We start from the raw sequence: 26,097 nt of genomic DNA on the forward strand, positions 1-26,097 counted from the left end.
TTGCGGCGGCCGCGACGCGGCTAGTCCGGCCGATGCCTTCCGCCGCTCCTGTTTCACGGTTTCCATATGCTTAAACTCATCTTGCGCCGCGTGATCGTCGCGATACCGACATTGATACTGGTGTCGATGATCGTCTTCATGCTGCAAAAAATCCTGCCCGGCGATCCGGTGCTGACGCTGGCCGGCGAAGAGCGCGATCCGGCCGTCCTGGACTACCTGCGCGACAAATACCGGCTGAACGATCCGCTGCCCGTGCAGTACGCCGCGTGGGCCGGCCAGGTCCTGCAAGGCGACCTGGGCAAGTCGCTGCGCACCGACGTCCCCGTCACCACGCTGATCGGCCAGAAGCTGCCGGTCACGCTGCAACTGGCCGCCATGGCCATGTTCTTCGCGCTGCTGGTCGGCATCCCCATGGGCATATTGGCCGCCGTGCGCAAGGGCAAGCCGGTCGAGATGGGCGCGAACATCGCCGCGCTGTCCGGCATGTCCATACCGAACTTCTGGCTCGGCATCATCCTGATCATGGTGGTGTCGGTGCAGTGGAAGCTGCTGCCGGCGTCGGGCTATGTGTCGCCGTCCGAGGATTTCTGGCTGTCGATCAAGACCATGCTGATGCCCTCCCTGGTGCTGTCCACGGCGATCGCGGCCTACCTGATGCGCCACACCCGTTCGGCCATGCTGGAGGCCCTGTCGGCCGACTACGTGCGCACCGCGCGCGCCAAGGGCGTATCGCCGCGCCAGGTGGTGCTGCGCCACGCCCTGCGCAATGCGCTGATGCCCATCGTCACGCTGGTGACCCTGTTGTTCGGCGAACTCCTGGCGGGCGCCGTGCTGACCGAGCAGGTCTTCACGATCCCGGGGTTCGGCAAGCTGGTGGTGGACGCCGTCTTCACGCGCGACTACGCGGTGGTGCAGGGCGTGGTGCTGTGCGTCGCGGTGGGCTTCATCCTGATGAACCTGCTGGCCGACATCCTGTACATCCTGGTCAATCCCCGCCTGAGGCACTCATGAGCGCACTTCCTGCAACGGCCGCTGCCGTCACGCCGCCCCGCAGCCGCAATCGCGCCTGGGCCAAATTCAAACGCAACCGCATCGCCATGCTGGGCCTGGGGATCGTGCTGCTGTTCGTCCTGCTGGCCATCCTGGCCCCACTGATCGCCAGCCACGATCCCTTCCAGACCAGCTTCACCACGATCCGCAAGGCGCCGTCGGCGTCCTACTGGCTGGGCACGGACGAACTGGGCCGCGACATCTTCAGCCGCATGGTCTACGGCGCCCGGGCTTCCCTGATGGCCGGCCTGGTGTCCGTCCTGATCGCCCTGGTGGTGGGCGTGCCCTTCGGACTGGCCGCCGGCTATTTCGGCGGCTGGACCGACAGCATCATTTCGCGCGCCACCGAGGCGCTGCTGGCCATTCCCTTCCTGATCCTGGCCATCGCGCTGGCCGCGTTCCTCGGCCCCAGCCTGACCAACGCCATGATCGCCATCGGCGTGTCCGCCGCGCCCAAGTTCATCCGCCTGACGCGGGGCCAGGTGCTGGCGGTCAAGAACGAGGACTACGTGCAGAGCGCAAGGGCGCTGGGCGCCTCCGACCTGCGCATCATCGGCCGGCACGTGTTTCCCAACGTCATGCCGCCGCTGATCGTGCAGGCCACCATCACCATCGCGACGGCCATCATCGCCGAGGCCAGCCTGTCCTTCCTGGGCCTGGGGCTGCAGCCGCCCAATCCGTCGTGGGGCTCGATGCTGAACACCGCCAAGAACTTCATGACCCAGGCGCCCTGGATGTCCATCTTCCCGGGATCGGCCATTTTCCTCGTGGTGCTGGGCTTCAATCTGCTGGGCGACGGGCTGCGCGACGCGCTCGATCCGCGTCAGGACAAATAATCGATATGGCAACAATGGATCCCAAACGCGTCGTCCAGGTCAACGACCTGACCGTGCGCTTCAAGACTCCCGAGCGCACGGTGGAAGCGGTGCGCAACGTCTCCTTCCACGTCGACCGCGGCGAAACCCTGGCCATCGTGGGCGAGTCCGGATCGGGCAAGTCCGTGACCTCGCTGGCGCTGATGCGCCTGGTGGAATACGGCGGCGGCAGGATCGTCAACGGCGGCATGCTGCTGCGCCGGCGCAACGGCGAGGTCCTGGACCTGGGGAACGCCCCGGATTCCCTGCTGCAACGCGTGCGCGGCGCGGACGTGGCGATGATCTTCCAGGAGCCGATGACCTCGCTGAACCCCAGCTTCACGGCCGGCAACCAGATCGCCGAGGCCCTGCAACTGCACCAGGGACTGGACGCCGCCGCCGCGCGCGCCGAGACGCTGCGCATGCTGGAACGCGTGCGCATCCCCGAGGCCCGGGCCATCCTGGACCGCTACCCGCACCAACTGTCGGGCGGCATGCGCCAGCGCGTCATGATCGCCATGGCGCTTTCCTGCAAACCGCAGTTGCTGATCGCCGACGAACCGACCACGGCCCTGGACGTCACCATCCAGGCCCAGATCCTGCAACTGATCCGCCAGTTGCAGGAAGAAATGGACATGGGCGTGATCTTCATCACGCACGACATGGGGGTGGTGGCCGAGGTCGCCGACCGCGTGCTGGTCATGTACCGGGGCGACAAGGTGGAAGAGGGCGGCTCGGACGAGATTTTCGCGCGTCCGCAGCATGCCTATACGCGCGCCCTGCTGTCGGCCGTGCCGCGGCTGGGCGCCATGCACGGCACCGACGAGCCCGCGCCGTTTCCGCTGCTGCGTGCCGACGAGGCCGCGGCGCAGCCGGCCGCTCCCCCGCCGGCCGCCTCCACCGTGCGCCGCGAGAACGGCCCGGTGCTGAAAGTGCGCGACCTGACCACCAGCTTCGACATCACCGGCGGCATCCTGGGCCGGGTGCAGAAGCGCGTGCACGCGGTCGAAAAGGTCAGCTTCGACCTCTATCCAGGCGAAACCCTGTCGCTGGTGGGCGAGTCGGGCTGCGGCAAGACCACCACCGGCCGTTCGCTGCTGCAACTGGTCAAGAGCCAGGGCGGCACGATCGAGTTCGACGGCAAGAACATCGGCGCCCTGCGCGGCAGCGCCATGCAGACGCTGCGCCGGCACATCCAGTTCATCTTCCAGGATCCGTTCGCCTCGCTGGATCCGCGCATGACGGTGGGCTATTCCATCATGGAACCCCTGCTGATCCACGGCGTGGCGCGCGGCAAGGCGGCGCAGGAGCGCGTGCGCTGGCTGATGGACAAGTGCGGGCTGCTGCCCGAAATGATCGACCGCTATCCGCACGAATTCTCCGGCGGCCAGCGCCAGCGCATCTGCATCGCGCGCGCCCTGGCGCTGAACCCCAAGGTGGTGATCGCCGACGAATCCGTGTCGGCCCTGGACGTGTCGATCCAGGCGCAGATCGTGAACCTGCTGCTGGATCTCCAGCGCGAGCTGGGCGTGTCGTTCCTGTTCATCTCGCACGACATGGCGGTGGTCGAGCGCGTGAGCCACCGGGTGGCGGTGATGTACCTGGGCCAGATCGTCGAGATCGGGCCGCGCCGGGCGATCTTCGAGAACCCGCAGCATCCCTACACGAAGAAGCTCATGGCGGCGGTGCCCATCGCCGATCCGCAGCGCCGCCATCGCGAGCGTTCGCTGCTGGTCGACGAAATTCCCAGCCCGGTGCGCAAGGTGGGCGACGATCCCCTGGTCCAGCCCCTGGTCGCCGTAGGCGACGGCCACTTCGTGGCGCGGCATTCCATCGGCGTGTATTGAGCGGCGGTGTCGGATATCCAGCCAGGCCAGGCAAGGCCAGGCAGGTGTCTGACACCCGTACGAGATGGCGGTACGAATGGAAGAGGCCTTCCCGGGTGTCTGACACCCAAATCCCGACCCCGGCCGCGGCAAGGGGGACTCACCGGCACGGTCCCTCACCACCAGGAGCTGAACCGTGTTTTCCCACGTTTTCGTCAGCGTCACCGACTTCGAACGCGCGCTGGATTTCTACGGCGCGGTCATGGATTGCCTCAAGGTCGAACTGCGGTTCTGCGACCGGCAGCGGCCCTGGGCCGGCTGGCACAGCGGCGGCGGGCAGCGCCCTTACTTCGTGATTTGCCGGCCTTACGATGGCTTGCCGCAACATCCCGGCAACGGCCAGATGGTCGCCTTCACGGCCGAATCGAGAGAAGCCGTTCGCCGGACGCACCAGGCTGCGTTGGCCCACGGCGGCCGCTGCGAGGGACCGCCGGGGCTCAGGCCCGAGTACCACGCGAACTACTACGGCGCGTATTTCCGCGATCCCGACGGCAACAAGCTCTGCGTTGCCTGCCATGAGGCGCCTGGCGAGCAAGCCTGACCGGGGCGGCCTGTCTGTCCAGTGTCTGACCGCTGGGCGCCAGTCTCAGGCATCCGTCGCGAGTGCGCGGCCTGGTGCTGATTTCGCCGACAGTCGCTGGCGCGCCCGAAGCGGCGTACTCCCCGGATCTGATCGGACGTTGCGTGTAAGGCTCTGGCGGCCTTGCAAGGGCCGGCCGCAGCCGGTTCCCGGCCTCAGCGCCTCTCCAGCGCCAGCTTCAACCCGAACGCAATGAAGACGGCGCCCGTCATGCGGTCCAGGCCGCGCATGACGGCGGGCCGCGACAGCCAGCGCGCCAGCGGGCGCGTCGCGGCCACCAGCAGCGCGAACCACAGCACGCCCAGCAGGGCGTGGATCGCGGCCAGCAGCAGGCTGAAGCGCAGCACGTCCGCGCCCGCGGGAATGAACTGGGGCAGGAAGGTGATGTAGAAAATCCCGACCTTGGGGTTGAGGACGTTGGTCAGGCAGCCGCGGACGAACCAGCCGGCGGCGTTGGCCGTGGCGGCGGGCGGCAGCGCCTGGACTGCACCGGCGGAAGACTTGCCGCGGCGCCTGCCGCCCCACAACAGTTTCACGCCCAGATAGAACAGGTAGAAGGCCGCGCAGATGCGCAGGGCGTCGTAGGCGACCGTCGACACCAGCAGCAGCGACCCCAGCCCGAACGCGGCGACGGCGCCCCAGACCAGGCAGCCGGCGCAGATGCCCAGTCCCGCCATGAGGGCCCGGCGGCCGCCCTCGACGGCGGCGGTGCGCAGCACCAGGGCGCTGTCCATGCCCGGGGTGACGGTCAGGATGGCGGCGGCCAGGGTGAAGGCGAGCAGGGCGGCGGTGGGAGTCATGGGCGGGGAAGGATCCAGGCTGCCGGCCAGTGTAGCGCCGGCGCGCCGGGGCGCAAACCGGCGGGATCCGGGCCTGGCAGGCGGTATCATGGCGGCCTTCAGTCATTCGCTTTATTCAACGGATTCTCGCCATGGCCCTGCGCGCCACCATCTACAAGGCCGAACTCAACGTCGCCGACACCGACCGCCACTACTACGGCAGCCATTCGCTGACGGTGGCCCGCCACCCCTCGGAAACCGATGAACGCATGATGGTGCGGCTGGTGGCCTTCGCCCTGCATGCGCAGGAAGACCTGAGCTTCACCAAGGGGCTGAGCGACACCGACGAGCCGGACCTGTGGGCCAAGGACCTGACCGGCGCGGTCAAGCTGTGGATCGAAGTCGGCCAGCCGGAAGAACGCCGCATCCTGCGCGCCTGCGGCCGCGCCGACGAAGTCATCGTCTACTGTTACGGCGGCTCCGCCAGCAAGATCTGGTGGGACGGCGTGAAGAACAAGCTCGAGCGCACCCGCAACCTGAAGGTGGTCAACCTGCCGTCGGACCAGGCCGGGGCCCTGGCCGGCCTGGCCGAGCGGACCATGCAGCTCAACGCCAATATTTCGGACGGCGTGGTGTATTTCTCGGCGGACAAGGGCGAAGTCAGCATCGAGCCGGAAACCTGGCGCTAGGGCCTGCCCGCGCTGACGGACCCAGGGCCGGCCGACACAAAAAAACGGTTGCGCAAAAAGATCCCAGGCCTTTAATATGACGATCATCATATTAAAAGTCCCGCGGCCATGAACCGTCCCGCCACCCGCAAGGAGCTTTCCCACGAACGCATCGTCGACGCGGCCTCGCGCGCGATCCGGCGCGAGGGGTACGCCGGCGTGGGAGTGGCGGAGGTCATGAAAGAGGCCGGGCTGACCCACGGCGGCTTCTATGCGCATTTTCCGTCTCGCGACGCGCTGCTCGCCGCCGCGATGGAGCGCGCCGGCCGCGATGGCGCGGCCCGGCTGGCGCAGGGCATGGCGCAGCGGCGCGCCGAGGGCGCGAGCCCGCTGCGCGCCTGGGTCGACACCTATCTCAGCGAGGCGCACCTGGGCGGCTGCGAACGGGGCTGCCCGGTATCGGCGCTCGCCTCCGAAATCCCGCGCCAGTCGTCCGACGTGCGCGAGGCCGCGGCCGTCCGGGTGCAGCGGCTGCTGGAGGGCATCCAGCAGGTGCTGCCGGCCGCGGCCGGCGAGCATGCGGCGGTGGCGGTGACCAGCACGCTGGTGGGCGCCTTGCAACTGGCCCGCGCGCTGGGCGACAACGCCCAGGGGCGCGCGGTGCTGGCGGCGGCGCGCAAGGCCATCCTGGACCAGTACGACCACGAGGGCCCGCCCGCCCGCTGACTGTTTTTCCGGGCCGCATTGCGCGGCCTTTTTGTCCGCCTTGAATATGATGATCATCATATTTTAGGGCCTGAACCAATCCGCATCCGCCGCGGCATTGCCGCACTGAGGAAAACGCACCATGGAACTGAAGAACGCCGTCGTATTCATCACCGGGGCCAATCGCGGCCTGGGCCTCGCCTTCGCCCGCGAGGCGCTCGCGCGGGGCGCGCGCAAGGTCTACGCCGCCGCCCGCGACCCGTCGGCCGTGCGGCTGGCGGGCGTGGAAGCCGTCAAGCTCGACGTCACCCGTCCGGAGGAAGTGGCCGCCGCCGCGGCCCGCGCCCGGGACGCGACGCTGCTGATCAACAACGCGGGCATTGCCGCGACCGGAGGCTTCCTGGCGCCGGACAGCGCCGACTCCGCCCGCCTCCACCTGGAAACCAACCTGATCGGCCCGCTGCTGATGGCGCAGGCCTTCGCGCCGGCGCTGGCGGCCAACGGCGGGGGCGCGCTGCTGAACGTGCTGTCGATCGCCAGTTGGATCAACCGCCCGCTCCTGGGGGTCTACGGCATGAGCAAGTCCGCCGCCTGGGCGCTGACCAACGGGCTGCGCCATGAATTGCGGGGCCAGGGCACCCAGGTGCTGGGCCTGCACATGGGATTCGTGGATACGGACCTGACCCGGGGCATCGAGGCGCCCAAGACCGCCCCGGAAACCATCGTGCGCCAGGCGCTGGACGCGCTGGAGGCCGGCGAAGAGGAAGTGCTGGCCGACGAGGCGACCCGCCAGGTCAAGCAGGGGCTGTCCGTCCATCCTTCCATTTACCTGCAAGCCTGATGGGGGCCGACGCCATGCATGCCGCCGCCACCCCCGCCGCGCCGTCCGCCGCGCCCGCGGCTTCCCCCTGGCCCGTGTTCTGGGTCGCCAGCATCGCCGTATTCCTGGTGTCGCTGGACAGCACCATGCTGTACGCCGCCTTCGGCGCCCTGCGCGAGGGCTTTCCCGAGGCCTCGGCCGCGGATATGTCCTGGGTGCTCAACGCCTATACGGTCGTGTTCGCCGCCATGCTGATTCCGTCGGGCGGACTGGCCGACACGCACGGCCGCAAGCGCATGTTCATGGGCGGGGTGGTGCTGTTCCTGGCGGCGTCGGCGGCCTGCGGCCTGGCCGGCACCGAAAGCTGGCTGATCGCCGCCCGCGTGCTGCAGGCCGTCGGCGCGGCGCTGCTGACGCCGGCCTCGCTGTCCATCGTCCTGGCCGCGTTCCCGGCGTCGCAGCGCGCGGTGGCCGTCAGCCTGTGGGGCGCCGTGGGCGGACTGGCCGCGGCCGTGGGGCCCAGCCTGGGCGCCTTCGTGGTGGACGTCGCGGGCTGGCCGTGGGCCTTCTACCTCAACCTGCCGCTGGGCGCGCTGTCGCTGTGGTTCGGCGCCGGCCTGCTCAAGGAGTCCGTGAAGCCGGACGCCCGGCGCCGGGTGGACGGCGTGGGCATGGCGCTGCTGATCGTCGGGGTGGGCGCGCTGGCGCTGGCCATCGTGCAGTCCGAATCGCCGGCATGGCGGCGCGGCGAGCTGATCGTGGCGGCCGCCGTCGGGGCGGCGTCCCTGGCCGCGTTCGTCCTCTGGGCGCGGGCGACGCCGCATCCGCTGGTGGACCTGGGGCTGTTCCGGCACCGCACCTACCGCTACGTGAACCTGGCCACGCTCAGCTTCGGCATCGCGTTCGCGATGATGTTCTTCGCGTTTTTCTTCTACATGACGGGCGTGTGGCACTACAGTCTGCCGCAAGCCGGCCTGGCGGTGACGCCCGGACCGCTGCTGGTCATGCCCACCGCCATCCTGACCGGGAGGCTGGCGGCGCGGATGGGCCACCGGCCTTTCCTGGTGGGCGGGTCGCTGGTGTACGCGGCCAGCGGGTTGTGGTTCATGCTGGTGCCCGGCGCGGAGCCGGCCTACCTGAGCCAGTGGCTGCCCGGACTGTTGCTCAGCGGCATCGGGGTGGGCATGGTGCTGCCGTCCTTGTCGGGCGCCGCCGTGAACCGCCTGCCGGCCCAGCACTACGCCGTGGGCAGTGCCGTCAACCAGGCCACGCGGCAGATCGGCGGCGTGCTGGGCGTGGCCGTCACCGTGCTGCTGCTGGGGCAGGGCGCGGCAAGCCACGACGCCTTTTCGCCGATCTACGCCGGGCACGTGGGCCTGGCCCTGTTGACGGCCGTGCTGTGCCTGGCCGTGGACACGCGGCCCCGGACCGCCTGAGCGGCCCGGCCGCGGGCGTCCGCGGCCGGGATGAGAGCGCGCGGATCGGGAGGTTCGCGGGCCGGCGGCCCTATCGTCAAAACGATGCCATTTTGGTGCGGGACGTGACAGAATGTCATCCGCGGCCGGTAGCCTGGGCCGCATCGATGAACCCCGTGCCGATCAGGTCCGAAATGCCCGCTACAGGTGATTTTCCTCCCGCACCTGCACCTGCGCCCGCCGAGGGCGCGGGCGAGGCTCAGGCTGAGCCGGACGGCCCCCTGGACAAGCTGGCGCGCCTGGCCAGGCGGCAGTTCGGCGTGGACATGGTGCTGGTGGCCTGCAGCGACGCCGACGGCGTGTGGCAGGCCCGGGCCGGAGCGCCGCCAGCCGCGGGCGCCGCGCCGGGATCGCTGCCTTTTTCCGCCGAATGCCCGCTGCGCGCCGGCGACGGCCGGCAACTGGGCACGTTCCGGCTGCTGCACGGGCAGGCGCGCGGCTTCAGCGACGACGACCGGCGCGCCCTGCAGGACTTCGCCGGACTGGCCGCCGCCGCGGTGGAAAAGCGGCGGGCGCTGGCGGCCGAACGGGCGGACGAAGATAGCTGGCGCGACGAGGCCCGCAACCTGTCGATGGCCATCGCCGGCTCCGGCACCGGCGTCTGGGACCGCAACATCGTCACCGGGGAAATCAGGTATTCGGCGGGCTGGAAGGCGCTGCTGGGCTACGGCGAATCCGATATCTCCAACCGCATCGAAGACGCGTACAGGCGCCTGCATCCCGACGACGTGGACTACGTGCGCGCGGCCATGCAGGCGCATTTCGACGGCAGGACCGACAGCTACGAGGTCGAGCACCGGATCCTCTGCAAAGACGGCAGCTACAAATGGATATGCAGCCGCGGCAAGGTCGTCGGCCGCGACGAGGCGGGCAGGGCGCTGCGCATGATGGGCACCACCACCGACATCAGCGCCATGCGCGCGATGGCGGAGCGGCTGCAGCGCACGGCGGACCTGCTGGTCAATCTCACGGACGCGGTTCCGGGCATGGTCTTCCAGTGCGGGCAGCGGCGCGAGGGCGGATCGCGGTTCCTCTACGTCAGCGCCGGCATCTGGGACATGTTCGAGCTGACGCCCCACGATGTCCGGGACAGCGCCGCGGCGATCGAACAGCGCGTCCATCCCGACGACCTGGCCAGCTACAACGCCTCGCTGCAGTCCGCCGCCGCCGCCCAGACGTCCTGGCACCTGGAGTTCCGGGTCCGCCTGCCGCGGCAAGGCCTGCGCTGGCGCCAGGGCGAGGCCAGCCCGCGCCTGGAGCCCGACGGTTCGGTCGTCTGGCACGGCTTCGTGACCGACATCACGGACCGCAAGCGCGCCGATTTCGAACTGCACGAACTGGCCGCCACCGACGCCCTGACCACGCTGCCCAACCGCCGCCATTTCATGTCGCGCATCGCGGCGGAGCTGGCCCGGATCAAGCGCCACGGCAGCGACTGCGCCGCGGTGCTGATGTGCGACCTGGACCATTTCAAGCACATCAACGACACCTGGGGACACGCCATCGGCGACGGCGTGCTCCAGCATTTCGCCAACACGCTGCGCGCCCAGTTGCGCGCGGTCGACCTGGCGGGACGCATCGGCGGCGAAGAGTTCGCCGTCGTATTGCCGGATACCGACCTGGAACGCGCGCACGCCTTCGCGACGCGGGTGCAGCAGCGCATCGCCGATGCGCCGTTCTCCGCGGGCGGACGGCGCATCCCGCTGACGGTCAGCATCGGGATTTCCACCATGCACACCCTGGACGCGGACGCCGAACTGGCGCTCATCCGCAGCGACCGCGCCCTCTACAACGCCAAGCAACTGGGGCGCAACCGCATCGAATCCACGCCCTCAGTGTTTTCCCGATAGAACAACCTGCAAGGCCATTTGTTCCATTGACGGTACATTAGGACACCCCTAGAGTTCCCTGCATGGGAACCTCACTACCGCTTCCGAAGTACCACCAGATCTACCTCGTCCTGCGCGAGCAATTGCAGGAAGGGCGCTTCGATCAGGAGGGCGTCCCGGGAGAGCACGCGCTGGCCGGACAGTTCGACGTGGCCCGCATCACCATCCGCAAGGCGATGGAGATGCTCGTGGCCGACGGGCTGGTGTCGCGCCGGCCCGGCCTGGGCACCTGGCCCCTGCGCGCGCCCGCCGCGCCCGCCGGCCAGCCCGGCGCCAATCCGCAGCAGAATGCGCATCTGACCGGCCTGCTGGAGAACATCGTCAACATGGGCCTGCGCACCTCGGTGCGCGTGCTGGACAGCGCCCTGGTGTCGGCGCCGCCCGCCGTGGCCGAGCCGCTCGCCATCCCGCCGGGCGCGCCGGTCCACAAGAGCCTGCGCGTGCGCAGCACCGAGGCCGGGCCGCTGTCCCACATCACTACCTACGTGCCGCGGTCCGTCGCCGACTTCACGCGCGAGGACCTCGAACGCGAGCCCCTGCTGATGCTGCTGGAGGCGGCCGGGGTGGAATTCGGCGGCGCCACGCAGACCATCTCGGCGCGCCTGGCCGACGCGCAGGTGGCGCGCCACCTGGACGTGGCCGTGGGGTCGGCGCTGCTGGCCGTGACGCGGATCGTGCGCGACGTGAACGACCGGCCCGTGCAACTGCTGCAGGGCCTGTACCGGCCCGACCGCTATCAATACCAGTTGCAGTTGTCGCGCGTCGGCAGCATCGACGCCAAGGTCTGGGTCAGCGAAGAGCTCTCGGCCCAATTCCATTGACCCCTTCGGGAACCCTTCGGAGATCGCCCATGAATTCGCGCCGCACCTTCCTCTGTCAATCCGCCGCCGCGGCCGCCCTGGTGTCGGCCCCCTGGGTGGCCCGGGCCCAGGGCGCCAAGCCCGTGAAGATCGGGATCCTGCATCCGGTGACGGGCGCGCTGGCCTATTCGGGGCAGCAATGCCGGCTGGGCGCCTTGCTGGCGGTCGAGGACATCAACAAGGCCGGCGGCATCAAGTCGCTGGGTGGAGCGCCCTTGGAGGCCGTGCTGGGCGATGCGCAGTCGCGGCCCGAGGCGGGTTCGGCGGAAGTCGAGAAAATGAACGAGGCGGGCGTCTCGGCCATCGTCGGCGCCTATGCCTCGGCGATCTGCCTGGCCACGACCCAGACCGCGGCCAAGTACAACCTGCCGCACGTGGTGGACGTGGGCGTGGCCGACCAGATCGTCGAGCGCGGCCTGAAGAACACCTTCCGTTTCGGGCCGGGCTACCGCGCCTGTAGCGAACGGGCCATCGCCGACCTCGCGGCGCTGAACGACGCGGCCGGCAAGCCCGCCAAGACGGTGATGATCGTGCACGAGGACTCCCTCTTCGGCACGGGCACCGCCGCGCTGCTGTCCAAATCGCTGCCGCAGCACGGCTTCGAAGTGAAGGACGTGGCCAAGCATCCGAACCCCACCCGCGATTTCAACAACATCGTGCTGCGCATGAAGTCCATCAACCCGGACATCGTGATCCCGGCCAACTACTACAACGAATACGCCTTGCTGCTGCGGGCCATGAAGCAGCAGAAGGTGCAGCCCAAGGCGATCTACTCGGTGCTGGGGGGCGCGGCCTCCAGCTACAAGTTCCTGAAGGAATTCCCCGACATCGCCAACGGCATCATCGACTGCAACCACTGGTTCAACCCCAAGGACGCGCGCGTGGCCCCGCTGAAGGCTCGCGTCGAAGAGAAGGGCGCCTATTTCAGCTACGAGGTGTTCATGACGTACACCTCGGTGCTGCTGCTGGCCGACGCGCTGGAACGCGCCAAGTCCGCCGAGCGCGCCGCCATCGTCGATGCGCTGGCGTCCAGCACGTTCTCGGACAACATCATGCCCTATGGGCCGACCCGGTTCGTGGACGGCCAGAACACCGGCGCGCGGCCCTTGCTGACGCAGGTGATCGGCGGCGACATCAAGGTGGTCATCCCCGCCGAGTACCGCCAGGCCGATCCCATCTTCCCGCTGAAGGCCTGAGTCCGGGCATGCTCGATCCCGCCATCCTCTTTTCCTCGGTGCTCAACGGCCTGACCACGGGCGCGGTGTACGCGCTGATCGCGCTGGGACTGACGCTGATCTACGGCGTGCTGCACATCATCAACTTCGCCCACGGGGCCGCGCTGATGGTGGCGCTGTACGCCGTGTACCTGCTGAAGGAGCGCCTGGGCATCGACCCCTACGCGGCCCTGCCGCTGGTGGTGGCCGGCATGTTCCTGCTGGGCTACGCCCTGCAGCGCTTCGTGATCAACCGCGCCAGCCACGGCAAGGACGAGAACATCCTGCTGGTGACGCTGGGGCTGGCCATCGTGCTGGAGAACCTGGCGCTGGTGTGGTTCAAGTCGGACACGCGCACCATCGACACCGCCTACACGCTGTCCACGGTGGAGATCGGGCCGGCCATGATCGCCTTGCCCAAGATCATCGCCTTCTGCGGCGCGCTGGCGGTGGCGGCGGTGCTGTTCTGGATCATCCGCGCGACCGACCTGGGGCGCGCCATCCGCGCGGTGGCCAAGGAAAAGCAGGGCGCCAGGCTGATGGGCATCGACGTCGAAAAGATCTATGCGCTGTCGTTCGGCATCGGCATGGCCTGCCTGGGCGCGGCGGCGTGCTTCCTGCTGCCGGCCTATTACGTCAATCCGCAGGTCGGCGGCGGCTTCGTGCTGGTGGCGTTCACCATCGTGGTGCTGGGCGGCATGGGCAGCTTCGCGGGGGCGCTGGCCGGCGGCCTGCTGATCGGCGTGGTGGAATCCATCGGGGGCCTGTTCCTGGGCGACTCGCTGGGCCAGATGGGTATTTTCGCGATCTTCATCGCGGTGCTGCTGTTTCGCCCGCAGGGGCTGTTCGGGGCGAGGAGCTGAGCATGGGCCGGGACCTTTTCGCAATCGCGCTGTTCGGCGCGGCGCTGGCGGCCGCGGCCGCGCTGATGCAGTCGGGCGTGGCGCTGACCTTCGTGATGATGTCGCTGTACGCCGCCTTGCTGTCGCAGGCGTGGAATATCCTGGGCGGCTACGGCGGGCAATTGTCGTTCGGCCACGCGCTGTTCTTCGGCGTCGGCGCCTATGCCCAGGCGCTGGGCCAGATGAACCTGGGCCTGAACCCGTGGCTGGTCCTGCCCCTGGCCATCGCGCTGGGCGCGCTGGTCGGCCTGGCTGTCGGCGGGCTGACGTTCCGCTACGGCCTGAAGGGCTCGTACTTCGCCCTGGTGACGCTGGCGTTCGCCGAGGTGTTCCGCATCCTGGCGCTGTCGGCGTCGTTCACCGGCGGCGGGGTCGGACTGATGGTGCCGCTGCAGGAAGGCGCGGCCAACATGCAGTTCGGCTCGCGCCGCGGCTACATCTACCTGCTGCTGGCTTTCGTGCTGCTGGCGCTGGCGGTCACGGCCTGGCTGCGCCATTCGCGGTTCGGCGCCTACCTGCAGGCGGTGCGCGACAACGAGGACGCGGCGCGCGCCATCGGCGTGGATCCGCTGCGCGTCAAGCTGGGCGGCATCGCGCTGTCGGCGGCGTTCATGAGCGCGGCGGGCGCCTTCTACGTGCAGGTGTTCCAGTACATCGATCCGGGCATCGCGTTCGGCCCGGCCGTGTCGGTGGAGGCCCTGGTGGGCGCCATCGTGGGCGGCCTGGGCACCTTGTGGGGGCCGGTGCTGGGCGCCGTGGTCCTGCATGGGCTCGGCGACGTCACGCGCAACCTGTTCGGCGAACTGCCGGGCATCAGCATGGTCATCTACGGCACGGTCCTCATCGTGATCGTCATGTTCATGCCCCGCGGCATCGCCGGCTGCGGCCAATCGCTGCGCCGCCTGGCCGGTTTCAAGGAGCGCGCCCGTGCCTGAGATCCTGCTGCAAGCGCGCAATCTTTCCATCACCTTCGGCGGCCTGAAGGCGGTCCAGGACGTCAGCCTGGACGTGCCCCAGGGCTCGCTTACCGCGCTGGTCGGCCCCAACGGCGCGGGCAAGACCACGCTGTTCGGGCTGTTGTCGGGCTTCCTGAAACCCGGGGCCGGCTCGGTGCATTTCGCCGGCCGCGACATTACAGGCCGTCCGCCGCACGAATCGGCCCGGCAGGGGCTGACCCGCACTTTCCAGATCGTGCAGCCCTTCGGCGCGCAGACGGTGCGGCAGAACATCGCCGTGGGCGCGCACCTGCGCCTGGGCAGCCGGCGCGAGGCGCTGGCCGCGGCCGAAGAGGTCGCGGCGCGGGTGAACCTGCAAGCTTCGCTGGACAGGCCGGCGGCCGACCTGACGGTGGCGGGGCGCAAGCGGCTGGAACTGGCGCGCGCGCTGGCCACGCAGCCGCGCCTCTTGCTGCTGGACGAGGTATTGGCGGGGCTGAACCCCAGCGAGATCGACGAGATGATCCCGGTGGTGAAGCGACTGGCGGACGACGGCGTCACGGTGCTGATGATCGAACACGTGATGCGCGCGGTGATGAGCCTGGCCGAGCATGTGTGGGTGCTGGCGCAGGGCCGGCTCATTGCATCCGGCACGCCGGGCGAAGTCACGCGCGACCCGGCGGTGGTCGAGGCCTACCTGGGCCAGGGCGCGGCGGCCAGGCTGGCCGCGCAGGGGGGGCGAGCATGAGCGCATTGCTGGAGATCGAGGGCCTGCGGGCCGGCTACGGGCGCATGGAAGTGCTGCGCGGCGTGGATCTGCGGGTGGACGAAGGCGAGATCGTGGTGCTGCTGGGCAGCAACGGCGCCGGCAAGTCCACCTTGAACAATACGGTGTGCGGGCTGTGCCGGCCCTGGGGCGGCACGGTGCGCTTCGACGGGCGCGACCTGACCGGCCGCCATTACCGCGAGGTGGTCAAGGCCGGCCTGATCCAGGTGCCGGAGGGCCGCCGCGTGTTCCCCAACCTGAGCGTGCGCGAAAACCTGGAGCTGGGCTCCTTCACCCGGGCGCGCGAACGCCGGGCCGCCAACCTGGAGAAGGTGCTGGCCATCTTCCCGCGCCTGCGGGAACGCCTGGCGCAATTGGCGGGCACCATGTCGGGCGGCGAGCAGCAGATGCTGGCCATCGGCCGCGGCCTGATGGCCGAGCCGCGCCTGCTGATCCTGGACGAGCCTTCGCTGGGCCTGTCGCCGCTGATGGTCGAAGAACTGTTCGGCCTGATCCAGCGGCTGCACGGCGACGGGCTGGCGATCCTGCTGGTCGAACAGAACGTGGGCCAGTCCCTGGAGACGGGGCAGCGGGCCTACGTGCTGGAAAACGGGGCGGTGCGCTACAGCGGCGCCTGCCTGGAACTGATGGCCAGCGACGACGTCCGCCGGGCCTATCTGGGGATGTAGCCATGGCCGAGCCTCAAACGCTGGCCCAGAAACTGATCGCGGCCGCCTGCGGCCGCGATGCGGTGGCCGAGGGCGAAATCGTCACCTGTGCCGTGGACCTGGCGATGTTCCACGATTCCAGCGGCCCGCGGCGCTTGCAGCCCATGTTGCAGGAGCTGGGCGCGTCGCTCTGGGATCCGTCAAAAGTGGTGCTGGTCATCGACCACTACGTGCCCGAATCCGACGACGAATCGCGCCGCATCGTGCGCATCGCGCGCGATTGGGCGGCTGAACAGCAACTGCCCAACGTCTACGACTCCCTGGGCATCTGCCACGTGGTCGTGCCGCAGCACGGGCATATCCGCCCGGGCATGTTCTGCGTGGGCGGGGACTCGCATTCGCCCACCGGCGGCGCGTTCGGCGCGTACATGTTCGGCATCGGCAGCACCGAGATGCTGGGCGTGGCCGTCACCGGGCGGATCTGGGTGAAAGTGCCGCAGACGTTGATGATGCGCTGGAACGGCCGGCTGGCCGAAGGCGTGACCGCCAAGGACATGATGCTGCACATGATCGGCCGCTACGGCATGAACGGCGGCCGCTACCAGGCCGTGGAATTCTGCGGCGAAGCCGTGCGCGCGCTGTCCATGCAGGAGCGCATGACGCTATCGAACATGAGCGCCGAGCTGGGTTCGCAGGTGGGCCTGATCGCCCCGGACGAGACCACGGCGGCCTATCTGCGGGAGGCGGGCGTGGAGGCCGGGCTCGATCTGGCGCGCTGGCGCGGCGACGAAGGCGCCAAGGCGGAATGGCACGATTTCGACGCGGCCGCGCTGGTGCCCCAGGTGGCCGCGCCGCACAGCCCGGCCAATGCGCGCGACGTGGGCGAATACCGCGGCGTGCCGGTGCAGGTCGCATACATCGGCGCGTGCACCGGCGCCAAGCTGGAAGACCTGCGCGCCGCGGCCAGCGTGCTGCGCGGACGGCGGCTGGCCGCCGGCATGCGCCTGATGGTGGCGCCGGCCAGCCGGCAGGACCAGCAGCAGGCCGAGCGCGAAGGCGTCATGCAGGCGCTGCGCGAGGCGGGCGCCGAAGTGCTGCCCACGACTTGCGGCGCCTGTGCCGGCTACGGCGGGTCGATCCCGGACGGGGCCAGCGTCATTTCCACCACGGCGCGGAATTTCAAGGGGCGCATGGGGTCGGAGACCGCCCAGGTCTACCTGGCCTCGCCCTACACGGTGGCGGCGTCGGCCGCCGCCGGCCGCATCGCCGACCCCCGGGAGTTCATGGCATGACCGACCAGCCAACGGCGCATCGCGTCTGGCGAGTGGGCGCGGACATCGACACCGACGCGCTGGCGCCCGGCGCCTACATGAAGTTCGGCATCGACGAGATCGCGCGCCATTGCCTGCAGCGGGTGCGGCCCGAGTTCGCCGCCCAGGCGCGGCCGGGCGACGTGCTGGTGGCGGGGCCGAACTTCGGCATCGGTTCGTCCCGCGAGCAGGCCGCCGCCGCGCTCGTGCGCCTGGGCATCGCCGCGGTGGTCGCGCCGTCCTTCAACGGCCTGTATTTCCGCAACGCCTTCAACGTGGGCCTGCTGCTGCTGACCTGCGCCCAGGCCGAGACCCTGGAGGAGGGCGAGCGCATCGCCCTCGACCCGGCGGCCGGACGCATCGTCCGCGCCGACGGCCATACCGCGCTGCATTGCGAGGCCGTGCCCGACTTTTTGCTGGACATGGTGCGGGCCGGCGGACTGCTGAATCTGCTGAAACAGCGCTAAACCTCTTAGGAAGAACATCATGCTGGATCCGGTCACACTCGCAGTCCTGAAGGGCCGCCTGGAACAGATTGCCGACGAAATGGACGCCACGCTGTACCGTAGCGCGTTCAATCCCATCATCGCCGAGGCCCACGACGCCTGCCACGGTATGTACGACGCGGCCACCGGCGCCACGCTGGTGCAGGGCAAGTCCGGCCTGCCGGTGTTCGTGGGCGCGATGGCCTTCGCGGTCAAGGCCGCGGCCAAGGCGGCGGCCGAGCGCGGCGGCATGGTCGACGGCGACGTCTGGCTCTTCAACGACCCCTACGAAGGCGGCACGCACGCCAACGACTTCAAGCTGGTCCGCCCGGTGTTCCGGGGCGGCGCGCTGTTCTGCTTCCTGGCGTCGGCCGCGCACTGGCACGACGTGGGCGGCGCGGTGCCCGGCAACTACAACCCCGCGGCCACCGAATGCTGGCAGGAGGCCGTGCAGATCCCGCCGGTGCGCATCGTGCGCGCCGGCGTGCTGGACCTGGACGTGCTGGCGATCCTGAAGGCCAACACCCGGCTGCCGGACAGCCTGTGGGGAGACTTGAACGGGCAACTGGCGGCGCTGGAACTGGGCGTGGGCCGGCTGGACGGCCTGCTGGAGGAATACGGCGACGCGACGGTGCTGGAGTCGCTGGACACGCTGCGCGAACGGGCGCGCCGCCTGATGCGCGACCACATCGCGCGCCTGCCCGACGGCGATTACGCCTTCGAGGACATGCTGGACAACGACGGCGTGCGCGACGAACCGCTGCGCATCGCGCTCAAGCTCAGCATCGACGGCGAGCGGCTGGTGCTGGACTTCAACGGCACCTCGCCGGCCTGCGCCGGCCCGGTGAACATCTCCCGCGCGACGGCCATCGCCGCCTGCTACGTGGCGCTCAAGCACCTGTTCCCGGACGTGCCGGCCAACGCCGGCGTGCTGGACGCGGTGGAAGTGGTGCTGCCCGACGGCCTGGTGATCTCGGCGGACCGGCCGCGTCCGGTGGGCGGCTACACCGAGACCATCCTGCGCATGATCGACGTGATCTTCTGCGCCATGGCCCAGGCCGAGCCGGCGCGCGCGATGGCGCAGGCCTACGGCACCATCAACGCGCTGTCGATCGCCGGCTACCGCAGCGACGCCGCCCGGCGCGGCCAGCGCTGGGTCATGTTCAGCTTCTTCGGCGGCGGCCACGGCGGCCATTCGGACGGCGACGGCCTGAGCCACGGCAACGCGCCGATCTCCACCGCCACGATTCCGCCGCTGGAAATCCTGGAAGCGGCGTATCCGGTGCGCTTCACGCAATGGGCGCTGCGTCCGGATTCGGCCGGCGACGGCGAACACCGCGGCGGCCTGGGCGCCATCTATGAAATCGAATTGCTGGAAGACAGCGCCGAAGCGTTCATCTTCGGCGAACGCGGCCGCAGCGCGCCCAAGGGCATCGCGGGCGGCGGCGAAGCGGCGCTGAACGTGTTCCGCTACCGGCGGGACGGCGAATGGCTCGCTCCGCCGATGCGCTCGAAGATGCTGGGCATCCAGTTGCGGCGCGGCGACCGGGTGCGGCTGGAGACGCCGGGCGGAGGCGGCTACGGCGCGCCGGCCGCGCGGCCGGCGGCGGCGCGCGAGCACGACCGCAAGATGGGGTATGTCAGCGGAATTCTGAAGGAGCAGGCGGCATGAGCGCGGCACAAGGGTTGGTGGTAGGCGTGGACGTGGGCGGCACGTTCACGGACATTTTCGTGCTAGACGAGGCGGCGGGCACCGCCCGCGTGGTGAAAGTGCCTTCCACGCGCGGCGAGGAAGCGCGCGGCTTCATGAACGGCATCGCCCGCGTGGCCGACGGCGCCGGCGCCATCGCCACCATCGTGCACGGCACCACGGTCGGCACCAACGCGCTGCTGGAGCGCAAGGTGGCGCGCACCGGCATCATCACGACGGAAGGCTTTCGCGACGTGCTGGAAATGCGGCGGCGCGACCGGCCCCGGACCTGGGGCCTGCGCGGCAACTACGAGCCGGTGGTGCCGCGCGACCTGCGCCTGGAAGTCAGCGAGCGGGTGTTGGCGGACGGCACGGTGCACACGCCGGTGGACCTGGACCAGGTCGAGGCGGTCGCGCGCGAACTCCTGGCGCGGGGCTGTGACGCCGTCTGCCTGTTCTTCGTCAACGCCTACGCCAATCCGGACAACGAGGCGCGGGCCGCGGCGCGCGTGCGCGCGGTCTGGCCCAACGGCAACGTCACGGCCGCGACCGAGGTGCTGCCGGAGATCCGCGAGTTCGAGCGCTGCTCCACGGCGGCGCTCAACGCGGCGCTCCAGCCCGTGGTCGGCAGTTACCTGACGCGGCTGGAATCGGACCTGAAATCGAACGGTTTCGACGGCGAACTGCTGGTGGTGCAGAGCAACGGCGGCGTGATGTCGCGCCAGACGGCCTGCGACGTGCCGGTGCGCACGGCGCTGTCGGGCCCCGCGGCCGGCGTGATCGCCTGCGCGGCCATCGCGCGCGCGGCGGGCTTTCCGGACGTGGTCAGCGGCGACATGGGCGGCACCTCGTTCGACGTGTCGCTGGTGGCGGGCGGCGAAGCCTCGCTGTCGGCGCAGACCTCCATCGATTTCGGCATGGTGGTGCGCGCGCCCATGATCCAGATCGAGACGATAGGCGCGGGCGGCGGCTCGATCGCCAGCGTGGACGCGGGCGGCCTGCTGCAAGTGGGGCCCGAGTCCGCCGGCAGCGTGCCGGGGCCGGCCTGCTACGGGCGGGGCAATACCCGGCCCACCGTCACCGACGCCAACGTGCTGCTGGGCCGCATCGCGGCCGAGCGCCCGCTGGGCGGCGGCCTGCTGGCCACGATGGACGTGGAACGGGCGCGCGCCGCGATCGAGGAACACGTCGCCAGGCCCCTGGGCCTGGACGTCCACGCCGCGGCGGAGGCGATACTGACCGTCGCCAACGCCAAGATGGCGGGGGCGATCCGCGTGGTGTCGATCGAGCGCGGCCACGATCCGCGCAAGTTCGCCTACATGCCGTTCGGCGGCGGCGGCGCGCTGCACGTCTGCGCCATGATGAACGAGGTGGACGCCGCCCGCGGCATCGTGCCGCGCTATCCGGGCGTGACCTCGGCGCTGGGCTGCGTCATGGCCGACATGCGCCACGACGGGGTGCAGACCTTGAACGTGGCGCTGGACGCCCTGGATTCCGCGGACCTGCTGGCCCGCATCGACGGGCTCGCCATGGCCTGCCAGGAACGGCTGGATTCCGCCGGGGTGGCCTTCGAGGGCATCCGCGAGAGCATCGAACTGGACATGCTGTACGTGGGTCAGAGCCACACGGTGCGGGTCGAGATCAGCCGCGCCGAACTGGACCGCGCCGGCATCGCCGCGGCGTTCGACCGGGCCTATCTTTCCGCCTTCGGCCGCAGCCTGGCCGGCATTCCGGTGCGGATCCTGAACCTGCGCTATGCGCGCATCGGCCAGCGGCCCAAGTTCGACCTGGCGCTGCTGGCGCCGACCGGCCGGGACATGCCGGCGGCGCTGGGCACGCAGCCGGTGTTCCACGCCGGCCAATGGCGCGACGCCGCGCGCTACGCGCGCCTGGACCTGCCGGTGGGCGCCGAGGTGGCCGGCCCGGCCATCCTGGAGCAGCCGGACACCACCATCTGGATCGAACCCGGCTTCACCGGCCGCGTCGATTTCCTGGGCAATCTGCTGATCGCCCGCGAAGCTTCCTAGGAGCGGACGATGTCCACCCTCGATCCCCGCAGCACCGCGCTGATCATCGTCGATCTGCAGAACGATTTCCTGTCGCCCGGCGGCGCCTATGACCGCGGCGGCGCGGTCAGCCCGCAGGCGCGCGCCCTGCCGGCGCGCGTGGCGCCCGTGGCGCGCGCGCTCAAGGCGCGCGGCGGCTTCGTCGCGGCCAGCCTGTTCACGCTGTGGCCGGACGCGCACGGCGAACCCATGGTTTCGCCGCACTTGAGGCAGTTGCGCCCGTTCCTGCGCAAGGGCGATTTCGCCGCGGGTTCGGCGGGGCAGGCCAACGTGGCCGAACTGGACGGGCTGGTGGACGCGTCCGTCTGGAAGGTCGCCTACTCGGCCTTCTTCAATACGCAGCTCGACTGGGTACTGCGCCGCGCGGGCATCGCCAACGTGGCGATCGCCGGCATCGTCACCAACGGCGGCGTGGCCAGCACGGCGCGCGACGCGCATATGCGCGACTACCACGTATCGGTGCTGGCCGACGGCTGCGCCGCGCCCACGCCCGCCATGCACGAGGCCGCCCTGGCCGACCTGCGCACCGTGGCCGACGTGCTGACCTGCCAGGATTTCGCGGGCAGGCTGGGATCGTGAAAGCGAACGCGCCCGAGGTCCTGCGCGGCGCCGCGCCCGGCGCGGACGCCATGCGCGTGCCGGTGGCCATCATCGGCGCCGGGGCTTGCGGCCTGACCGCGGCGCTGCGCCTGGCCGACGCCGGCATCGAGACCGTGCTGATCGAGCGCGACGCCGCGCCCAGCGGCTCCACCGCCTTGTCGTCCGGCTTCATCCCGGCGGCGGGGTCGGCGGCGCAGCTTGCGGCGGGCATCGAGGACGACGCGCAGCGCTTCGCCGCCGACATCCAGGCCAAGGCCCATGGCGCGGCCGCGCCGCACCTGGTCGCCGCCTATACGGGCGCGGCGGCGGCGGCCGTGGACAATCTGGCGCGCCATGGCCTGGCCTTCGAAGTGCTGGACGGCTTCCTCTATCCCGGCCACGGCGCCCGCCGCATGCACACTTTGCCCGAGCGCACCGGCGCGGCGCTGGTCGCCGCGCTGGAGCGCGCCGCCACGGGCGCCGGCGCCTATCTGCTGACCCGCGCCCTGGCGCGGCGGCTCTGGGCGGACGAGGACGGCCGCGTCTCGGCCGTGGGTTGCGAGCGGCCGGACGGCTCGATGGACGTGATCGGCTGCGACGTGCTGATCCTGGCCTGCAACGGCTTCGGCGGCAATGCGGCGATGGTGGCCGAGCATCTCCCCGCCATGCGCGAGGCGGTCTATGGCGGCCACGCCGGCAACGACGGCAGCGCCATCGAATGGGGCGCGCAGTTGGGCGCGGGCCTGGCCGACCTGGGCGGCTACCAGGGCCATGGCTCGTGGGCCACGCCGCAGGGCGCGCTGATCTCCTGGGCCGTCATGATGGACGGCGGCGTGCAGATCAACCGCGAAGGGCGCCGCTTCCACGACGAGACCCGCGGCTATTCCGAAGCCGCCGTCCACGTGCTGGCGCAGCCCGGCGGCGTGGCCTGGAACGTGTTCGACGGCCGCACGCTGGCGCTGGCGCGGGGGTTCCCCGACTTCGTCGCGGCCGAGGCCGGCCAGGCGCTGAAGACCTGCGCGGACGTGGCGGCGCTGGCCGCGCTGATCGGCTGCGACGCGGACACGTTGGGCCGGACCCTGGCGCACGCGCGTCCCGGCGCCGCGGACGCGCACGGCCGGCGCTTCGAGCGCGCGCTGGGGGCGCCCTACCACGCGGTCAAGGTGACGGGGGCGCTGTTCCACACCCAGGGCGGCCTGGACATCGACGCGCAATGCCGCGTGCTGGACCGGACCGGCCGGCCCCTGCCCAACCTGCTGGCGGCGGGCGGGGCGGCCCGCGGCGTTTCGGGCAATGATGTGTCGGGCTACCTGTCCGGCAACGGCCTGCTCAGCGCCGTGGCGGGCGGCCATATTGCCGCGGCGACCGCGGCGGCGCTGCTGAAGCGCGAACTTGCCTAGGGAATCGACGATGCGCAAGCAGAACCTGAAAACGCAACTGGAAGCCGGCGCCGTGCTGGCTCCCGGGGTATACGACGCCTTGTCGGCCTTGCTCGCCGAGCAGGCCGGCTTTGGCGCGCTGTACCTCTCCGGGGCGTCGATCGCCTACACGCGGCTGGGCCGCTCCGACATCGGCCTGACCACCTATACCGAGGTCGAGGATGCGCTGGCCCGTATTACGGAGCGGGTGGCGGTGCCCGTCATCGTGGACGCCGACACCGGCTTCGGCAACGCGCTGAACACGCAGCGCACGGTGCGAGGCTTCGAGCGGGCGGGCGCGGCCATGATCCAGTTGGAGGACCAGACCTTTCCCAAGCGCTGCGGCCATCTGGACGGCAAGACGGTGATCCCGGCCGCCGAGATGTGCGGCAAGCTGCGCGCGGCGGTGGATGCGCGCCTCAGCGAATCGACGCTGATCCTGGCGCGCACGGACGCGCTCGCGGCCGAAGGGCTGGAAGCGGCGCTGGACCGCGCCGATGCCTATCTGGAGGCCGGCGCGGACGCGCTCTTCATCGAGGCGCTGCGCACGCCCGGGCAGATGGAGGCGGCCTGCAAGCGCTACGCGGGGCGCGTGCCGCTCCTGGCCAATATGGTGGAAGGGGGCAAGACGCCGGTGCAAGGCGCCGAGGCGCTGACCGCGCTGGGATTCCGCATCGTCATCTTCCCCGGCGGCACGGCGCGCGCCGTGGCGCACACCTTGCAGGGCTACTACGCCAGCCTGCGCCGCCACGGCACCACCGCGCCCTGGCGCGACGGGATGCTGGACTTCGACGGCCTGAACGCCGTCATCGGCACGCCGGAACTGCTGGAGCGGGGCAAGGCCTACGGCGGATGAGGTGGCGGGCGCCCGGGAGAGGGCGCCTTTGCCCGCGCCGCCGCCGTCAATGCAGTTCGGCCACGCCCGCCCGGGCCAGCTCGGCCAGCCGGTCCAGGCCGGCTTCCGTGCCGATCCGCCGGCCTTGCGCGCCGCTGCCGTCGAGCAGGGCCGCCTGTTCGGTGAAGCGCATCAGTGTGCCCGCGCCGGCGGCCACGAACTCCACCGTGACCAGCGAAGCCGATATCCGCTGTCCCCCGAAGCCCATCTCGTAGGCGTAGATGATGCGCCGGCCCGGCACGACGTCCAGGTAGGCCGCGCGGTAGGTCTGTTCCGCGCCGTCGGGAGTGCGCCAGCGCTTGGACTCCGTTCCGTCGGCCCGGAAGTCGAAATGCTCTTCCAGCACGGCCCAGTCCGGATGGCAGCCGGTCCAGCGCTGCTTCAGCCTGGGTTCGGACCAGAAGCGGAAGGCGTCTTGCGGACTGCCGGGCAGTTCGCGTTCGATGACGAAGGTGGCGTGTTCGATGGCAGGGGCGGTCATGGCGTGTCGTCCTCGGGGGGAATGTCGTGCATGGCCTGCACGAGGCGGTCGAAGGCCGCTTCCATCGCGGCCTCCCGTTGGCGCACCCATTCGTCGATCTGGCGGAAAGCGCCGGGCCGCATGCGGTAGGTCCGGCTGCGTCCGGCCTTCTCCGACATGACGATGCCTCCGTTTTCCAGCACCTGCAGGTGCTTGACCGCCGAAGGCAGTCTCAGCCTGGCCGGTTCGGCCAGTTGCTTGACGGTGGCGGGGCCGCGGCTGAGCTGTTCCACCATGGCGCGCCGGTTGGGGTCGGCCAGGGCGGTGAACAGCAGATCGAGCGGGCGGTGCGTGGGATCCATTGCCTTTCCAATAGTTTCCGTTAGAGGAAACTATACGCGCGTCGGCACGCGCGGGCAAGCGCGCGGCAAAAAAAATTAACGCGCGCCCGGCGTCCGCTGGTGCGGCTGCAAGGGAGGCACCGCCCGGCCGGCGGTCAGGGTCCAGAACCCGGGCAGGAAGCATTCGGCCACGAGCAGCGGCTGGCCCATGCGCCAGAACACCGAACGGCGCGCCCAGACGCGGGCCGCCTCGGGATCCGGGCGCGCCGCGCCCAGCGCCCGCAGCGCCGTTGCGTGGAAAGGCACCGGCGACGCCAGCCGGCGGCAGGCGAAGGGCGAACGGATGACGGTGCGGTCGTGGTAGAGCATGTCCGCGAGCGGCCGCGTCGACAGGCGCCGCATGCCCTGCCACGCGCCGTGCGAGGCCGTCAGCGGCGTGAGGCTGCGGGCGGGCACGCTGTCCACGCCATCGACCGACATCAGGACCTCGCGCACCCAGACCGGGCTGCCGGGGGCGATGCACATGGCTTGCGCTTCGTCCGGCGGGGCGCCGTCGGCGTATTCGGCCAGCACGCGCAGGCGGACGCCGCCCACCTGCCGCAGGCCGGCGGTCAGGGCGCCGGGGCGGAACAGCCAGTGCCGCATGGCGGGCGGCAGCAGGGGCGGGGCGGCCGGCAGCCAGCCCGGAGCGAGGGGAGGGGAAAGTACTGCTAGGCTAGTCATGGCTGCGTATTATGCCAAGAGCGGCGCGCGGCGAGCGGCGAGCGCCGCGCCGCGCCCGGCCTGCGGCGTTGCCGCAGCC

The 26,097-nt window shown here is 70.3% G+C and carries 26 protein-coding genes; 22 read left to right on the top strand and 4 right to left on the bottom strand.

The genetic code is table 11. The annotated features are described in order from the left end of the window. Nucleotides 1-66 precede the first annotated feature (66 nt). The 4 genes from WHX56_RS17475 to WHX56_RS17490 all read left to right on the top strand — a co-directional run bounded on the left by WHX56_RS17475 (nt 67) and on the right by WHX56_RS17490 (nt 4,331). Nucleotides 67-1,011: an ABC transporter permease gene (locus tag WHX56_RS17475; protein ID WP_129245446.1), complete on the top strand. Its 945-nt coding sequence runs from the start codon at nt 67-69 to the stop codon at nt 1,009-1,011. Continuing rightward, nucleotides 1,008-1,886 (top strand): nickel transporter permease, encoded by an 879-nt coding sequence (gene nikC / locus WHX56_RS17480; protein WP_129245448.1) that lies wholly within the window; start codon nt 1,008-1,010, stop codon nt 1,884-1,886. The genes WHX56_RS17475 and nikC overlap by 4 nt, the downstream gene beginning before the upstream one ends. Nucleotides 1,887-1,900: 14 nt before the next feature. Beyond that, nucleotides 1,901-3,751 carry a dipeptide ABC transporter ATP-binding protein gene (locus tag WHX56_RS17485; protein WP_338878505.1) on the top strand — a complete coding sequence of 617 codons (1,851 nt, stop codon included), beginning with the start codon at nt 1,901-1,903 and terminating at the stop codon, nt 3,749-3,751. A 175-nt stretch (nt 3,752-3,926) separates the two neighbouring features. Then, entirely contained in the window at nt 3,927-4,331 is a 405-nt protein-coding gene (locus WHX56_RS17490; RefSeq protein ID WP_338878506.1) for a VOC family protein, read from the top strand. A 194-nt stretch (nt 4,332-4,525) separates the two neighbouring features. Here WHX56_RS17490 and WHX56_RS17495 read toward each other — a convergent pair whose 3' ends face one another. Further along, nucleotides 4,526-5,170 (bottom strand): LysE family translocator, encoded by a 645-nt coding sequence (locus tag WHX56_RS17495; protein ID WP_129245454.1) that lies wholly within the window; start codon nt 5,168-5,170, stop codon nt 4,526-4,528. 131 nt (nt 5,171-5,301) lie between these two features. Between WHX56_RS17495 and WHX56_RS17500 the strand changes: the two genes are divergently transcribed. The 18 genes from WHX56_RS17500 to WHX56_RS17585 all read left to right on the top strand — a co-directional run bounded on the left by WHX56_RS17500 (nt 5,302) and on the right by WHX56_RS17585 (nt 24,455). After that, nucleotides 5,302-5,838: a YaeQ family protein gene (locus WHX56_RS17500; protein ID WP_338878507.1), complete on the top strand. Its 537-nt coding sequence runs from the start codon at nt 5,302-5,304 to the stop codon at nt 5,836-5,838. Between the two features lie 108 nt (nt 5,839-5,946). Continuing rightward, on the top strand, nt 5,947-6,543 hold the full coding sequence (locus tag WHX56_RS17505) for a TetR/AcrR family transcriptional regulator (protein WP_129245458.1): 597 nt from the start codon (nt 5,947-5,949) through the stop codon (nt 6,541-6,543). 121 nt (nt 6,544-6,664) lie between these two features. Further along, the gene (locus tag WHX56_RS17510; RefSeq protein ID WP_338878508.1) at nt 6,665-7,363 is read left to right on the top strand and encodes an SDR family oxidoreductase; all 699 of its coding nucleotides are present in this window, start codon (nt 6,665-6,667) and stop codon (nt 7,361-7,363) included. Beyond that, nucleotides 7,363-8,778 carry an MFS transporter gene (locus WHX56_RS17515; RefSeq protein ID WP_338878509.1) on the top strand — a complete coding sequence of 472 codons (1,416 nt, stop codon included), beginning with the start codon at nt 7,363-7,365 and terminating at the stop codon, nt 8,776-8,778. Before WHX56_RS17510 ends, WHX56_RS17515 begins: the two co-directional genes overlap by 1 nt. A 173-nt stretch (nt 8,779-8,951) precedes the next feature. Further along, nucleotides 8,952-10,667, top strand: a complete 1,716-nt coding sequence (locus tag WHX56_RS17520) for a sensor domain-containing diguanylate cyclase (RefSeq protein WP_129245463.1) — start codon at nt 8,952-8,954, stop codon at nt 10,665-10,667. Nucleotides 10,668-10,729: 62 nt separating this feature from the next. Continuing rightward, on the top strand, nt 10,730-11,527 hold the full coding sequence (locus WHX56_RS17525; RefSeq protein WP_129245465.1) for a GntR family transcriptional regulator: 798 nt from the start codon (nt 10,730-10,732) through the stop codon (nt 11,525-11,527). A gap of 29 nt (nt 11,528-11,556) precedes the next feature. Next, nucleotides 11,557-12,762 carry an ABC transporter substrate-binding protein gene (locus WHX56_RS17530; RefSeq protein ID WP_338878510.1) on the top strand — a complete coding sequence of 402 codons (1,206 nt, stop codon included), beginning with the start codon at nt 11,557-11,559 and terminating at the stop codon, nt 12,760-12,762. Nucleotides 12,763-12,770: 8 nt separating this feature from the next. Beyond that, entirely contained in the window at nt 12,771-13,643 is an 873-nt protein-coding gene (locus WHX56_RS17535) for a branched-chain amino acid ABC transporter permease (RefSeq protein WP_338878511.1), read from the top strand. 2 nt (nt 13,644-13,645) lie between these two features. Then, nucleotides 13,646-14,617: a branched-chain amino acid ABC transporter permease gene (locus WHX56_RS17540; RefSeq protein ID WP_129245471.1), complete on the top strand. Its 972-nt coding sequence runs from the start codon at nt 13,646-13,648 to the stop codon at nt 14,615-14,617. Continuing rightward, nucleotides 14,610-15,365 carry an ABC transporter ATP-binding protein gene (locus tag WHX56_RS17545; protein ID WP_129245473.1) on the top strand — a complete coding sequence of 252 codons (756 nt, stop codon included), beginning with the start codon at nt 14,610-14,612 and terminating at the stop codon, nt 15,363-15,365. The genes WHX56_RS17540 and WHX56_RS17545 overlap by 8 nt, the downstream gene beginning before the upstream one ends. Then, nucleotides 15,362-16,072: an ABC transporter ATP-binding protein gene (locus WHX56_RS17550; protein ID WP_338878512.1), complete on the top strand. Its 711-nt coding sequence runs from the start codon at nt 15,362-15,364 to the stop codon at nt 16,070-16,072. The genes WHX56_RS17545 and WHX56_RS17550 overlap by 4 nt, the downstream gene beginning before the upstream one ends. 2 nt (nt 16,073-16,074) lie before the next feature. Beyond that, entirely contained in the window at nt 16,075-17,343 is a 1,269-nt protein-coding gene (locus WHX56_RS17555) for a 3-isopropylmalate dehydratase large subunit (protein WP_338878513.1), read from the top strand. Continuing rightward, nucleotides 17,340-17,828, top strand: coding sequence for a 3-isopropylmalate dehydratase (locus tag WHX56_RS17560; protein ID WP_338878514.1), 489 nt, complete (start codon nt 17,340-17,342; stop codon nt 17,826-17,828). The genes WHX56_RS17555 and WHX56_RS17560 overlap by 4 nt, the downstream gene beginning before the upstream one ends. 19 nt (nt 17,829-17,847) lie before the next feature. Beyond that, entirely contained in the window at nt 17,848-19,518 is a 1,671-nt protein-coding gene (locus WHX56_RS17565; RefSeq protein ID WP_338878515.1) for a hydantoinase B/oxoprolinase family protein, read from the top strand. Next, nucleotides 19,515-21,563 carry a hydantoinase/oxoprolinase family protein gene (locus WHX56_RS17570; protein WP_338878516.1) on the top strand — a complete coding sequence of 683 codons (2,049 nt, stop codon included), beginning with the start codon at nt 19,515-19,517 and terminating at the stop codon, nt 21,561-21,563. Before WHX56_RS17565 ends, WHX56_RS17570 begins: the two co-directional genes overlap by 4 nt. A 9-nt stretch (nt 21,564-21,572) precedes the next feature. Next, nucleotides 21,573-22,181 (top strand): cysteine hydrolase, encoded by a 609-nt coding sequence (locus WHX56_RS17575; protein WP_338878517.1) that lies wholly within the window; start codon nt 21,573-21,575, stop codon nt 22,179-22,181. Nucleotides 22,182-22,231: 50 nt separating this feature from the next. Next, entirely contained in the window at nt 22,232-23,581 is a 1,350-nt protein-coding gene (locus tag WHX56_RS17580; RefSeq protein WP_338881797.1) for an FAD-dependent oxidoreductase, read from the top strand. Between the two features lie 10 nt (nt 23,582-23,591). Further along, nucleotides 23,592-24,455, top strand: coding sequence for an isocitrate lyase/PEP mutase family protein (locus tag WHX56_RS17585; RefSeq protein WP_338878518.1), 864 nt, complete (start codon nt 23,592-23,594; stop codon nt 24,453-24,455). Nucleotides 24,456-24,501: 46 nt separating this feature from the next. Here the strand turns inward: WHX56_RS17585 and WHX56_RS17590 are convergent, their stop codons facing one another. The 3 genes from WHX56_RS17590 to WHX56_RS17600 all read right to left on the bottom strand — a co-directional run bounded on the left by WHX56_RS17590 (nt 24,502) and on the right by WHX56_RS17600 (nt 26,018). Beyond that, a complete protein-coding gene (locus WHX56_RS17590) occupies nt 24,502-24,975 on the bottom strand; it encodes an SRPBCC family protein (RefSeq protein ID WP_338878519.1) in 474 nt (157 codons plus the stop codon). Next, complete coding sequence (locus tag WHX56_RS17595; RefSeq protein WP_129245490.1) at nt 24,972-25,316, bottom strand: ArsR/SmtB family transcription factor; 345 nt, start codon at nt 25,314-25,316, stop codon at nt 24,972-24,974. Before WHX56_RS17595 ends, WHX56_RS17590 begins: the two co-directional genes overlap by 4 nt. Before the next feature lie 75 nt (nt 25,317-25,391). Then, the gene (locus WHX56_RS17600; RefSeq protein WP_338878520.1) at nt 25,392-26,018 is read right to left on the bottom strand and encodes a chorismate--pyruvate lyase family protein; all 627 of its coding nucleotides are present in this window, start codon (nt 26,016-26,018) and stop codon (nt 25,392-25,394) included. Nucleotides 26,019-26,097 lie beyond the last annotated feature (79 nt).

Origin of the sequence: Achromobacter veterisilvae (genome assembly GCF_037619525.1) — a bacterium.
Taxonomy (GTDB): Bacteria; Pseudomonadota; Gammaproteobacteria; order Burkholderiales; family Burkholderiaceae_B; genus Achromobacter; species Achromobacter veterisilvae.